Raw genomic sequence first — 12,061 nt, 5'->3', positions numbered from 1 at the left:
TCCTTGTCCCTAGAAGAACAGGAATTGTTAGGAAAAAAACTCAAAGATCACCCCTCTTGGTAAATTGCATTAGAACGAATTGACGCGACTCGAAAAGCTATTTATGAACGTCGTCAGGGAAAACCATTTGAAACCGATGTTACTGAAATTATTCATCAAATGAGAGAAGAAAGAGATCAGCAATTGATGGAAGAAATTGTGAATGAATAGAGAAAATAATGACTAATACATTTATCTGTGTTGATTCTAGTTTTATAGTTCGTTTAACAACGGTTGAACCTTCTGTAACAGTGTATCGTCCATCATGCCCTGCCCGGAGATCGAGAACCTCAGGACATTCATGTATGGGTTCTGGTCGTTGCCGTATTGAAGCGTATAGCTCGCGTTGGGCGCGATCGATGCGCTGACATAGTTGCCGTCCTTTGACGGTTCGGAGCCATTCCGCCCGATGATGGTCACGTTGAGGGTGAATGGTGTGGAGTTGTGGATCGTCTTGCTACCGCTCATCGGAAATTTTGGGTCTGAAACCCCGCCGTTCTAGGTTGGCTTTACGTTAGAATTAAAAGGCCAGTCTCGAAAACCAAGTGGACGGCGCAGCACCTTGAAAACTCGGCTTAGGGGGTTCCGACCAGAAAAGCTTGGCCGGGTAAAAAGTCGCGCGCAACAAGTACAAGAAGCTATAGGCGGTCAACGTACCGTGGGACACAGGGAATCGGGCTTCTGAAATGGGGCGAAAGTCTGTGGACTCTGTGTAAGACAGTACATGGTTTTTTAACTGTGGTATGCGACGGTGGTGGAAGCAGAAACTTAAATCGTGAGGTTTAGGAATCGCCGCACTTTTAGGGCGGCGAGGATGTCAAGTTGGTTTTCCTGTTCGTGGATAGAGTGGATAATTGGACATTGGACAAAATATGAATTTCTGTCTTCCGTCCTTACAACCTTAAGACGATCCCGCAACCTCATTGGTGAATTTTTTGAGTTAGCACCTATTTTTTCTCTCTCTCTACTCACTCCATGATTCCCACTTGTAGCAATAGCTGACGTTCCTCAACTCTGTCTTTACGGTTTAACTGTAATAATCGAATCGTAACTTGACCAACAGCAGTTAAAGGCATAAATTCAGCCTCATTGAAGTAAAAATGTTCATTCCACCGATCTTGACGAGGATGGTACAAGGGAACGATTTTACCAGTTTCTAGATCGACAGAAGCTAGATCGCTCCCCTTGTGCTTGTTACACAGAGTACAGGATAGGGCTAAATTTTCTGCTTCAGTTCGTCCACCATGTTTTTCTGCAATAATATGGTCAATCTCATGGGGCGCAAAAGTAGCTACATCAGGAATCAGACAATATTCACAACACCCCTTGGCTCGTTCGTAAACCTGTCTTCGTAGCACAACAGGAATATAGGTTTTGCTCATGGGGTTTGAGAATCCTTAAGCTTCAAAAATGCCCTAGCTTTCGCCATTCTGACAATATGCTCTAAATATTGATAATGTTGCCATAGCTTTTCCTCGTCAGGAGTCAAACCCCCTGTCCGATTTTTCTCTAAGAGCAGAGATAATTGAGCTTGTAAGGCTTCTGTGGGACGTAGTGCAATAATAGCTTCAGGATTGGGAAGACTCGCCAAAAATTCCAAGACTTCAGCTATTCCCGAAAAACCTTCTTGAGTAATAGCCTTAAATTCTCGCAACCCTAACGCTAGGATTTGCGGTAGCTTATCTTCAACGGAGTGAAGCTGTATCGCAACATCATCAGGTAGATCAAAGGTCACTTGCATATACTTTTCCTTCTGGAATCTTTCTGGCGTTTAATCTATTCTGGGTTGTTGACATTTTATTAATTATAGCAGTTGCAGTGAAACAGCGAAGTCATTAAAAAAGCGATCGCACTGCTCTCCTAGTGCGATCGCCGATCTTGTAGGGTGCGTGTTTGCGGCGATAATCTTTCACAAAAAACCAAAATTAACAATCCGCGCCCCACGCACCAACTTAATTAGGGCTTGCTGAATAATGGTAAAACCCTTTTAAAATAAAGCTTTTGACCTGTTAAAGTCCGATGTTAGTGCAAGAAAATAGGATTGGGACTTTCAAAAACCTTGCATTATCCTTCTTGTAGTACATTAATTGGTACAAAAAACAAGGGCAACAAAGCCTGAAACGACCGGCTACTGACGACCGGCTACTGACTCCTACCCCCAGGAAAAACTTTTTCAGCAGACCCTAATTATTAAATTGGTGCGTTACGCTTTGGCTAACGCACCCTACTGGACTGTTTCAGCTAAAATAGGGCAATAGATTTGGCTCTTCTGGTTTTCGTGTGTTAATTTTTGTTATGAATTAAAGCAAGCAAACAGCTTAAGTCGAAGATGTTCAAAATTGGTAAATCCATAACTCATTCTTTTAATAAGCTTTATTTTGGTATTCATTCCCTCAATTAATCCGTTGGTTGTCTGATTTTCAAAGTAATTACAAATACCTGGCAAATGCTTCTGGATCATCCTGGCACTACTTTCATATAATATCCCGCCTATTCTTATCCATTTTTCCAATTTTCTCTCAGCACCTCTGAACGTTCTACTACTTTGATAAATTTGTCTAATTTCTTCTTTCATTTCCCAGGCTATTCCTAAGCATGGATGTTCTTTCAGAATAACTTCTAGTTGTTGTTTTTGCTCGTCCTTTAAGTCCTCTTTATTCTTCCATAATAAATGAGGTAATCCTTTTTCATGCACCCCCATTAACTTTCTCAATTTATTAAGCTCGTCATTGATGATAGCCATTACATGAAAACGGTCATAGATGATTTTAGCATTGGGAAATAATTCCTTGATCACTGCTGTAAATCCTGACCACATATCGACGCTCACTTCTTTCACTTTCTCCCGAACTGCGTCTGGCTGTGCTTTTAAGGCTTCCATTAATTCTTCTTGCTTATGTCCTTTAATCACATCTAGTAAAATTTTCTTGTCCATATCTACGACCGTTGTGATGAAATCTTTATGTCCTTTTAAGTTACTAAATTCATCTAAGCTTATTCGTTCTGGTGCTTCCCACTCTTCCTTTTCTAGTTCTTTAGCACAGTGATTAAATATTAACTCAACTTCTGACCATCCTAACCCTTCTTCTCGACTTATTTCTTCGATGCTACAATTTTTTACTCTCTCATAAATCATCGATTCATAGCGAATTGTATGATGCTGTCTTAATCTCATAAAACTCAGTCTTTCGCTGATATACTTTTGGCACTTTTGACAATGAAACTGACGGCGTGGTACTTCTAAATATACTGGATTACCTAATATTGACAAGTCTCTGACTAGATTATACTCTGTCTGATTGATTCTGTCTAAGGTTTGATGGCAATTCGGACATTCAATTGTTTCATTTAAAAGAGCAAGCTTTAGGAAAATTGTCTGAGCAATTTTTTGATAATTGACCACTGTTACATTTGGTAAATCGAGGAGTTGATCAAAATTTATCCACATAACCCACCTCCTGTTCTGTGTTACTATTATACCATGCTCACACAGAACCTAGAAGAGCCTAGATTTCGGCTTAAAGTCTTAGATTATAGAATTTATAGCATTTTTCTAATACACCAAATTAGCTGAAACAATCCACTACGATTTATGTTTTTGTTTGTGGCGATTATCTCTGAAAAAAAACCTAAATTAACAATCGGCTGTAACAGATCAACTTTATTATTAAATTGGTGGGCTAATTCTTTGTACCAATCCCATCACACAAAGGCCTATCTTCCTTGCTGACATTAATATTATTCTCTAAATAAACCCGCACCCAATCGCAACTACGCCCCATTAAAGCATCTAAATCCCATAAATCCCAGTCTGTTTCTACATTCCAGAGTTTGATAGTTTTGTCATAACTACCGCTCACCAAAGTCTTGCCGTCGGGACTAAAATTAGCAACATCTCAATAAATGCTGGTAAGGAAGCCGAAGTCAACCTAGAAAATGAACCCGCACTCGTGAGAAAGCATCGACTTAGGTTGCACTGAGGACGAAAATCTGCTTTAACTTAAGGATATGCTTCTTCCCATCGAGATCCCTGAAAGCGAACGCACCCCCTTGCTCAACTGGTTGCTGAACCTGGTGGCCGAGCAAAAACAGGTGGGTGGTGATTCGGTAGTAGTGATGGCGGCTTAATCCTTTGCTTTGCTGTGCATTGTAGTCATGGATAAAATACCAAAGGGTTCCCCAACGTGATTCTCCATTTTTTTAGAGAAAGATAGACTCTCTCTCACCAACCGAGAAATCCTTTGTCGAAAGGTATTATTTAATCTTTCAATAGGATTGGTTTGACCAGTTTCTTTTCCGACCGGTCGATGACGTTTACGAGGAATTACTGTCTTATAGGACTCCCAAAAGTCTGTGTAAGCAACCGCGCATTGTCGGTAAACACCGGGTAAACTAGCCCCAAAGTTTTTTGGCTGATTGACGACTCCTATCTCCGCGCATAGCCACCAATAATTTCCCTTGTATTTCTATCAATTAACTGCCAAATATGGCTCTTCGGTTTGTGTTATGCAATGGACGGGGGATATAAGGGATGGAACCCTTATGTAGAAAAGCATTTGGCCATTTTTGTCAATTGTTTTTGATCTAGAGCGAACTAATCAATTAAATCTCTTACCAGATAAGGATTTAGTCGATTTATGCCCCCATATCGAATCATACCAAGTAACGAAGAACCCCAAATATAAACCTTTATCGTCTTAGAAAAAACCAAAGACCACATCTCATCACATTCTATAACCAATTTACCTTTTGGTTTGTCCGAACCCTTGATTTGACCGGGGACAGCCGCCAGTTTATTGTTGACATAATTTTGTAAACATGACCAACTTACCCCTGTTACTCTAGCAATTCCTCGTCAGGAAATTCGTTCGAGCAAGAGTTGATCAATTAATTGTTTGGTTTCGTCAGAGACGGTTTTATTAGTGGGATTGATCACCAACTGACGACCACATTCTTTCCCTTGACGTTTGGGTTTTCCCTTAGGAATAGAACCATTCTTGATAGTATGGTGAGAACCACAACGCTTGACAGGGGAATAGAGGTGAACTAGGGGGGGTACTTTGTTCGGCGCTAGACTGATATTTGAGTAAGCCAGACAGGAGCCAGAAAAAGATATTTATCAGAAAAGTCATGAGCAAGCTAGAGGTTTAAAGACTGAGCGGGTTCCAATTATTTTTATTAATAAATATTTTACACAATTCATACCAGGTAAGCAAGAGAGCTACGCCACTACTACCGAATCATTACCGACCAGCGCTTTGATCAGATTTTTGGGCGGCGCTACCCCCATCATGTTAGCCTCAATCTCGCCTTGGAACAGTCCTGTGTTCACAAACAGGAGTTACTGCGAGTGTTAGATGCCGCCCAAGTCCCACTCCATACCAAGGGGGCTGAATCTGACATCCGAGAGTATGTGACTCGGCGCTTAGTGGGGGAACCCGCCATGACGATGGCCGTCGAGATCGGGATACCTTTACGGGACTGAAAAAGACTTGCCGGAAGTTGGCAGTTTCTTTCTGGCAATATTTGCTGTCCCGCTGTTTGGGGGATAAAACCGTTTCCTATCTGCCGGAGCTGCTCAGAGCGGGGGCCTCTCCCCAGAACGGTCTCAGCCTGGAAGTTGGTCATTAGCTAGACACTACCTAACAGCCACAGGCGATAGGCTGAGAGGCCACAGAGGCTGCCGTGGCTTTCATCTTACCTCTCAGCGGTTTTTGAGATTTTGCCTTTAGATTATTATATTCACGAAGTGGTTGCTCTAGGAATGCTGGAAATTTATCGAGGTCAACGTTCAGAACCTTCTGCCTTTTCTCGTTTTCAAGTCTCCTTGGATGGCGCACGACAACAACGATTGATAGCTATTAGTATTGGCTCGGCTCTTCTCGACTTTGTGTGATAATTTTTGCTTATAGAATCGTGAAATATTTACTGGGAAAGACTTTTAGGACTATTTTGCTGAAGAAACTATCAGTATAGACCCCGTTTCCACACAGAAACCAGAAGAGCCTTGGCTCTTGGTTAGAGAACGAAATTCAACAAAACTACGGTTCTTTTTTTGATCAAGAATCTCGCTCAATTTCCGAGGTACTACCAATGATTGAAAATCTTCTCACTAACAAACTTAATAGTAATTATTGGCTAGAGGATGAAATTAGAGAAAACCTCAGCTATAAAAGCTATCAACAACCGGACAAGATAGCGGAGGCCATTAGACTAATTTCAGCCAAGAAATTGTGGGAAGAAGTGGCCGGCAAACTAAATAAACCAGCTAAAGATATTAAAAGCCAACTTAGCGCAATTGTTGATCGAAGGAACCAAATCGCCCTTGACATCCTCGCCGCCCTAAAAGTGCGGCGATTCCTAAACCTCACGATTTAAGTTTCTGCTTCCACCACCGTCGCATACCACAGTTAAAAAACCATGTACTGTCTTACACAGAGTCCACAGACTTTCGCCCCATTTCAGAAGCCCGATTCCCTGTGTCCCACGGTACGTTGACCGCCTATAGCTTCTTGTACTTGTTGCGCGCGACTTTTTACCCGGCCAAGCTTTTCTGGTCGGAACCCCCTAAGCCGAGTTTTCAAGGTGCTGCGCCGTCCACTTGGTTTTCGAGACTGGCCTTTTAATTCTAACGTAAAGCCAACCTAGAACGACGGGGTTTCAGACCCAAAATTTCCGATGAAGCTGATATATACTTTGCACGGCTACAACTTGCATTTTTTACTCAAGGACAATAATATAGTTTAAGAGTCATAACTAGAAGCAAAGCACTCATTAAAAACATGATTAACCTAGAATTCACGGAAGAAGAAAAGAACTCACTGTATTATGAAAGATTTCATCATCCCCATCCCCGGGTTCAACTGAAGATGGAAGTTCTCTGGTTAAAAAGCCAAAAGATACCGCACCAAAAAATTTGTCAGTTAGCAGGAATCTCGCCAAATACCTTATTAACCTATCTTCGAGATGAGCAAGAGGGCGGAATAGAAAAATGAAAAGAAATCAACTTCTATCGCCCTAAAAGTGAATTAGAGTCTCAAAAAGAAACCCTCAAAAAATACTTCGAGAAAAATCCACCAGCCACAATAAATGAAGCTGTATATAGGATAGAAGAATTGACGGGAATAAAACGAAGTCCTACCCAAGTAAGAAAATTCTTAAAATCCTTGGGAATGAAATGTTTAAAAATAGGTTCTCTTCCTTCTAAAGCTGACCCAGATGAACAAGAAGAATACAAAGAAAAAAAGCTAGAACCCAGACTAAATGAGGCTAAAGAAGGAAAAAGGGCTGTTTTTTTTGTTGATGCCGCTCACTTCGTCATGGGAGCATTTCTCGGTTTTGTTTGGTGTTTTGAGAGACTTTTTGTTAAGTCACCGAGCGGGCGTAAACGCTTCAATGTTTTAGGAGCATTAAATGCAATAACTCATGAAGTTATTCTGGTAACATATGACACTTATATTACGGCAACTCAAGTCTGTGAACTCCTTGAAAAAATAGCTGCTTTAGAACTAATGATTCCCATCACTCTAGTCTTAGATAATGCCCGCTATCAAAAATGTAAAATTGTTGAAGAATTAGCTCTTTCTTTGTCAATATAACTGCTCTATCTGCCGTCTTATTCACCTAATCTAAATTTAATTGAAAGGCTGTGGAAATTGTTCAAAAAGAAATGTTTATATGGTAAATATTATGAAAACTGTTCTGACTTTTCTTCAGCCATTTATGAATGTTTGAATGATGCCCATTTGAAACATAAAAAGGCTCTTCGGTTTGTGTTATGCAATGGACGGGGGTTATAAGGGATGGAACCCTTATATAGAAAGGCATTTAGCGATTTTTGTCAATTGTTTTTGCTCTAGAGCGAACTAATCAATTAAGTCTCTTGCCAGATAAGGATTTAGTCGATTTATGCCCCCCTATCGAACCATACCAAGTAACGAAGAACCCATAAAAAAGAACTGGATTCCTTGCTGATTCTACGATTTCAGAAGTTTAATAAATCTCAGATTATGAACGTCTAAAGTATAGACCCGAGTTATGGAATCGGCAGTCGCTGGAATATCGATGAAAATATGGTTAATGATGCCGTTAACTTTATAGAACAGCTTGTTGAAAATATCCATCAGGTACTTGAGGACATCCACTAGCCGAGAATTTCCCCGGCAGTCCAGCAATAAATACTTATGATTTCTCAGGAAATTATAACAATTATTAAATAATGTGTAGTTTTGTATACTGATGTCAAGAACTTAGCTACAATATAAAGTGGCGTAAGATATATAGAGATTAGCTAGTGAGTCGGCATCAAGACAGTCAAACTGACCGGAAACGAGAAGAAACACAGTTCACTCCTTACAGTGCAGAAGCGATCGCTCAACAATACCGTTACAAACCTTGGCAATTGTTCGGTCGCGCTTTCGTGATTACTTGGTCTTTAGGATTATTTCTCCTCAGTCTCCTCTGGGACAAATGGACAAAGCAAGAAGAAGCCAATAAATACCAGCGTGCCAGCGAACTTAGGCAAATTCTCACCTGTTTGGGTCCCACCTTCATCAAAGTCGGTCAAGCTCTCTCTACCCGCCCCGACCTCGTTCGCAAAGACTTTTTAGACGAATTAGTTAAACTACAAGACCAACTTCCCCCCTTCGATAACGACATCGCTTTTGCCCTTATCGAGACAGAATTGGGAATGCCTGTAGAAAAAGCCTATCGGGAAATATCCCCCACCCCTGTGGCTGCCGCTAGTTTAGGACAGGTTTACAAAGCTATTCTACCCACCGGCGAAGAAGTAGCCGTTAAAGTGCAAAGACCGGGGCTGCGGGCGCTTTTAAGCCTCGATTTATACCTAATGCGCTGGGCTGCCCAAAAATTCGGTCCTTTATTACCCCTCAATCTCGGCCACGACCTCACCCTGATTGTCGATGAATTCGGCACCAAACTCTTTGAGGAAATCGACTATCAAAACGAAGGTCGCAACGCTGAAAAATTCGCCACCAACTTCCAAAATAACCCCGAAGTTAAAGTTCCCAGTATCTACTGGCGTTATAGTGGTCGCCGCGTCCTCACCCTGGAATGGATTGATGGCTATAAACTCACCGATACCGAGAATATCAAAGCTTTAGGATTAGACCCCAATAGTATCGTTAAAATCGGCGTAACCTCTGGATTACAGCAACTCCTCGAACACGGCTTTTTCCACGCTGATCCCCATCCGGGTAATCTTTTCGCCACTTTTGATGGTCGCATGGCCTATATCGATTTTGGCATGATGGACCAGTTAGAGGAGGAAACTAAAGAAACCCTCGCTAGTTGCGTCGTCGATTTAATTAACAAAGACTACGAAAACCTGGCCGCCAACTTTGTCAAACTGGGATTTTTAACCCCAGAAACCGATATAAAACCAATTATTCCGGCTCTAGAACGGGTTTTAGGCAATGCCATCGGTCAAAGGGTCGGTGACTTCAATTTCCGCACTATTACCGATGATTTCTCCGAATTGATGTACCAATATCCCTTCCGGATTCCCGCCAAATTCGCCCTGATTATTCGTTCCCTCGTCACCCAAGAAGGGGTGGCCCTTACCCTCGATCCTAACTTCAAAATCGTCCAAGTAGCCTATCCCTACGTCGCTAAACGTCTCCTGACCGGGGAATCGCCCCAACTGCGGCGGCGTTTACTGGATGTACTGTTCAAAAACGGTAAATTCCAATGGCAACGCCTAGAAAACATGATTACAATGGCTCGCTCGGAAAGTAACTTCGATTTACTGCCCACAGCGCAATTAGGCATCACTTTTCTTCTCTCGGAAGAAGGTCGTTATCTGCGTCGTCAATTGCTATTAGCTTTAACGGAAGATGACCGTCTCCACACTGCCGAAGTGCAACGTCTCTGGGGTTTAATTCAAGGAGAATTGCAACCGCGGCGACTCTTGGATGTGGCCATGAGCGCTTTTCGGGAATTATCCAGCCAAGGTGTGGCCGCTGTCCTTCCGCGAGAAACCAGTTCGCGTTAAAGTGTTTAAGGTCATCATCGCTTAATCACTTTTTCTATGGATTATTATTTTCTGCCCCAACCGCCCTATTTTCTAGTTTTTGCCGGTTTATTTATCGGTATTACCTGCGGGGCCGCTTTTGAAGCTAGTCTCAAGCAAGTGGTTAACAATTGGTATAAAAATAAGGGTTCAGACGATCAAAATCTTTTAAAATCCAGTGCCTTACAAATTCCTTTTATTGGTATTTGTGTAGGAATCTGTCTTTTCCTGGCCTCGGGATTAGATATATTTATTCTCAATGGTTGGGTTGCCTACGCTATCTCTCTCCCGATGACTATCTTTATTGGTGGTTTGGTTTGGAGTCAGTTAGGGGAATTATTAGGCCAATTACAGCGCGGTGGTTCTAAAGAAATTGACCTCGATTATCGGGGATAATTAGGAGGCAGCAAACATTTAGGACTAAGATAATAGGTGTTAGCAGATAGGAAAGATCAACTCCCCCACAACTAACACCAAAACCCTAGTTATACCCAATTTCCCAGCTATTTTGGCCCGCAATTTTAGATGCAAAAACCTTTAGCATGGCATTGGCGATCGCTTCCTCTGCATCAGCGCACTGGTTCCGAGGTTTTTGCCTGCTTATTCTGCCAAGATGCGATCGCTACTTTACTAGAAAGTCCCTATCCGGGTAATTCCCTTTCCCGTTACTCTCTTTGTGCTGGTTCCCCGCGTCAGCTTTGGACCCCCGCACTAGGGGAAATTTTGCCCTTTTTAAGCAGTTTACTCCCCCAAACCCGATCGGATGTTCTTCCCGATCATCTTCCCTTCCATGGCGGTTGGTTGGGGTGGTTAGGCTACGATTTAGCTTGGGAGATAGAAAAATTACCGGACAGGAAAGCTGATACTCTCCCTTTTCCCGTCGCTTATTGGTATGAACCGGATAGTTTTGCCATTCTCGATCACCAAGCACAAATTCTCTGGTTAGCTGCCACTAAACCCGAAGATTTAGATAAATACGAACAATCTTTAACCACTAACCCCGATTTTGAGTTGATCGATCCCCATCCCTCTCCCTTAATCTTTTATACCTCTCAACTCGACTACGAAAAAGCTGTTAAAAAAGCCTTAGATTATATCAGAAAAGGCGATATTTTTCAAGCAAATTTATCCCTAAGATTTCAAAGCACAACTAGGGCAAAAGGATGGCAAATTTATCGCAGTTTACAACAGATAAACCCTTCTCCTTTCGCTAGTTATTGGCGCACCCCTTGGGGAGAAATGATTAGTTGTTCTCCCGAAAGATTGGTAAAATTAGAAAGGGGAATAGCCAGCACTAGACCGATCGCTGGAACCCGTCCCCGGGGTAAAACCGAGGCACTCGATCGACAATTAGCCGAGGAACTATTAACTAATAAAAAAGAGCGGGCCGAGCATATTATGCTAGTGGATCTAGAACGCAATGATCTGGGTAGAGTTTGTGAATGGGGATCGGTTGATGTGGATGAATTACTGACGATCGAGCGTTATAGCCATGTTATGCACTTGGTCAGTAATGTTCAAGGAAAATTAGGTAAAAAGTATCATGCTATTGATTTAATTAAAGCTCTTTTCCCCGGGGGAACAATTACCGGTTGTCCGAAAGTTCGCTGTCTAGAAATTATCGAAGAATTGGAACCGATGCGACGCAATTTATTCTATGGTTCCTGTGGCTATATTGACCTACGGGGTCATTTAGATTTGAATATTCTCATCCGTACCCTATTAATGACCACTCAAGGGAATTTTAACACCGTTTGGGGACAGGTGGGAGCGGGAATAGTTGCCGATAGCGATCCCGAAAAAGAATGGTTAGAATCCCTTCATAAAGCTGAGGCACAATTAATCGCTTTACGTTCTTTTTAATTTTTGATTTCAACAAACTAACCTAAGTAGGTAGGCATTAAAAATTATCAGATGCCCCCCTTATTAAGGGGGACTAAGGGGGGATCGGCACCCCCCTTATCAAGGGGGATCCCCCGCCTTTGGCTTCCC

Annotated in this window: 11 protein-coding genes and 3 pseudogenes; 7 read left to right on the top strand and 7 right to left on the bottom strand. The window is 42.1% G+C overall.

Annotation, left to right across the window (positions count from 1 at the left end; translation table 11 throughout):
• Positions 1-252: 252 nt before the first annotated feature.
• From VL20_RS31340 to VL20_RS30075, 7 genes and pseudogenes are all read right to left on the bottom strand, one after another.
• Positions 253-507, bottom strand: coding sequence for a hypothetical protein (locus tag VL20_RS31340; protein ID WP_158499378.1), 255 nt, complete (start codon positions 505-507; stop codon positions 253-255).
• 500 nt (positions 508-1,007) lie between these two features.
• The gene (locus VL20_RS22480; protein ID WP_002788655.1) at positions 1,008-1,421 is read right to left on the bottom strand and encodes an HNH endonuclease; all 414 of its coding nucleotides are present in this window, start codon (positions 1,419-1,421) and stop codon (positions 1,008-1,010) included.
• Positions 1,418-1,780, bottom strand: a complete 363-nt coding sequence (locus VL20_RS22475) for a hypothetical protein (RefSeq protein WP_002788656.1) — start codon at positions 1,778-1,780, stop codon at positions 1,418-1,420. Before VL20_RS22475 ends, VL20_RS22480 begins: the two co-directional genes overlap by 4 nt.
• A gap of 552 nt (positions 1,781-2,332) precedes the next feature.
• Complete coding sequence (locus VL20_RS22470) at positions 2,333-3,487, bottom strand: ISL3 family transposase (RefSeq protein WP_052275466.1); 1,155 nt, start codon at positions 3,485-3,487, stop codon at positions 2,333-2,335.
• A 232-nt stretch (positions 3,488-3,719) separates the two neighbouring features.
• The gene (locus tag VL20_RS22465) at positions 3,720-3,902 is read right to left on the bottom strand and encodes a hypothetical protein (protein ID WP_369800417.1); all 183 of its coding nucleotides are present in this window, start codon (positions 3,900-3,902) and stop codon (positions 3,720-3,722) included.
• 280 nt (positions 3,903-4,182) lie between these two features.
• Positions 4,183-4,540, bottom strand: a pseudogene (locus VL20_RS30080) (IS1 family transposase); the annotation flags it as partial.
• Positions 4,541-4,714: 174 nt separating this feature from the next.
• A pseudogene (locus VL20_RS30075) lies at positions 4,715-5,171 on the bottom strand (ISNCY family transposase); the annotation flags it as partial.
• A 179-nt stretch (positions 5,172-5,350) separates the two neighbouring features.
• Between VL20_RS30075 and VL20_RS31335 the strand changes: the two are divergent.
• From VL20_RS31335 to VL20_RS22430, 7 genes and pseudogenes are all read left to right on the top strand, one after another.
• Positions 5,351-5,524 carry a hypothetical protein gene (locus VL20_RS31335; protein WP_004161781.1) on the top strand — a complete coding sequence of 58 codons (174 nt, stop codon included), beginning with the start codon at positions 5,351-5,353 and terminating at the stop codon, positions 5,522-5,524.
• A gap of 237 nt (positions 5,525-5,761) precedes the next feature.
• Complete coding sequence (locus VL20_RS31330) at positions 5,762-5,935, top strand: hypothetical protein (RefSeq protein WP_004161782.1); 174 nt, start codon at positions 5,762-5,764, stop codon at positions 5,933-5,935.
• Between the two features lie 197 nt (positions 5,936-6,132).
• Positions 6,133-6,417 (top strand): hypothetical protein, encoded by a 285-nt coding sequence (locus VL20_RS22455; protein ID WP_249265013.1) that lies wholly within the window; start codon positions 6,133-6,135, stop codon positions 6,415-6,417.
• A 404-nt stretch (positions 6,418-6,821) separates the two neighbouring features.
• Positions 6,822-7,838 (top strand): annotated as a pseudogene (locus tag VL20_RS30070) (IS630 family transposase).
• Between the two features lie 494 nt (positions 7,839-8,332).
• A complete protein-coding gene (locus VL20_RS22440) occupies positions 8,333-10,051 on the top strand; it encodes an ABC1 kinase family protein (RefSeq protein WP_002788657.1) in 1,719 nt (572 codons plus the stop codon).
• 36 nt (positions 10,052-10,087) lie between these two features.
• The gene (locus VL20_RS22435) at positions 10,088-10,465 is read left to right on the top strand and encodes a hypothetical protein (RefSeq protein ID WP_052277861.1); all 378 of its coding nucleotides are present in this window, start codon (positions 10,088-10,090) and stop codon (positions 10,463-10,465) included.
• Between the two features lie 129 nt (positions 10,466-10,594).
• Positions 10,595-11,932 carry an anthranilate synthase component I gene (locus VL20_RS22430; protein WP_052277860.1) on the top strand — a complete coding sequence of 446 codons (1,338 nt, stop codon included), beginning with the start codon at positions 10,595-10,597 and terminating at the stop codon, positions 11,930-11,932.
• Positions 11,933-12,061 lie beyond the last annotated feature (129 nt).

Source organism: Microcystis panniformis FACHB-1757 (assembly GCF_001264245.1).
GTDB classification, from domain to species: domain Bacteria; phylum Cyanobacteriota; class Cyanobacteriia; order Cyanobacteriales; family Microcystaceae; genus Microcystis; species Microcystis panniformis.
Note: the sequence above shows the minus strand (reverse complement) of the source record. Positions and strands in the feature narration are given on the sequence as shown.

What these genes read in the sequence shown, in the direction of transcription:
- VL20_RS31340 (WP_158499378.1), bottom strand. Translation starts at nt 507, where the DNA reads ATGAGCGGTAGCAAGACGATCCACAACTCCACACCATTCACCCTCAAC.
- VL20_RS22480 (WP_002788655.1), bottom strand. Translation starts at nt 1,421, where the DNA reads ATGAGCAAAACCTATATTCCTGTTGTGCTACGAAGACAGGTTTACGAA.
- VL20_RS22475 (WP_002788656.1), bottom strand. Translation starts at nt 1,780, where the DNA reads ATGCAAGTGACCTTTGATCTACCTGATGATGTTGCGATACAGCTTCAC.
- VL20_RS22470 (WP_052275466.1), bottom strand. Translation starts at nt 3,487, where the DNA reads ATGTGGATAAATTTTGATCAACTCCTCGATTTACCAAATGTAACAGTG.
- VL20_RS22455 (WP_249265013.1), top strand. Translation starts at nt 6,133, where the DNA reads ATGATTGAAAATCTTCTCACTAACAAACTTAATAGTAATTATTGGCTA.
- VL20_RS22435 (WP_052277861.1), top strand. Translation starts at nt 10,088, where the DNA reads ATGGATTATTATTTTCTGCCCCAACCGCCCTATTTTCTAGTTTTTGCC.
- VL20_RS22430 (WP_052277860.1), top strand. Translation starts at nt 10,595, where the DNA reads ATGCAAAAACCTTTAGCATGGCATTGGCGATCGCTTCCTCTGCATCAG.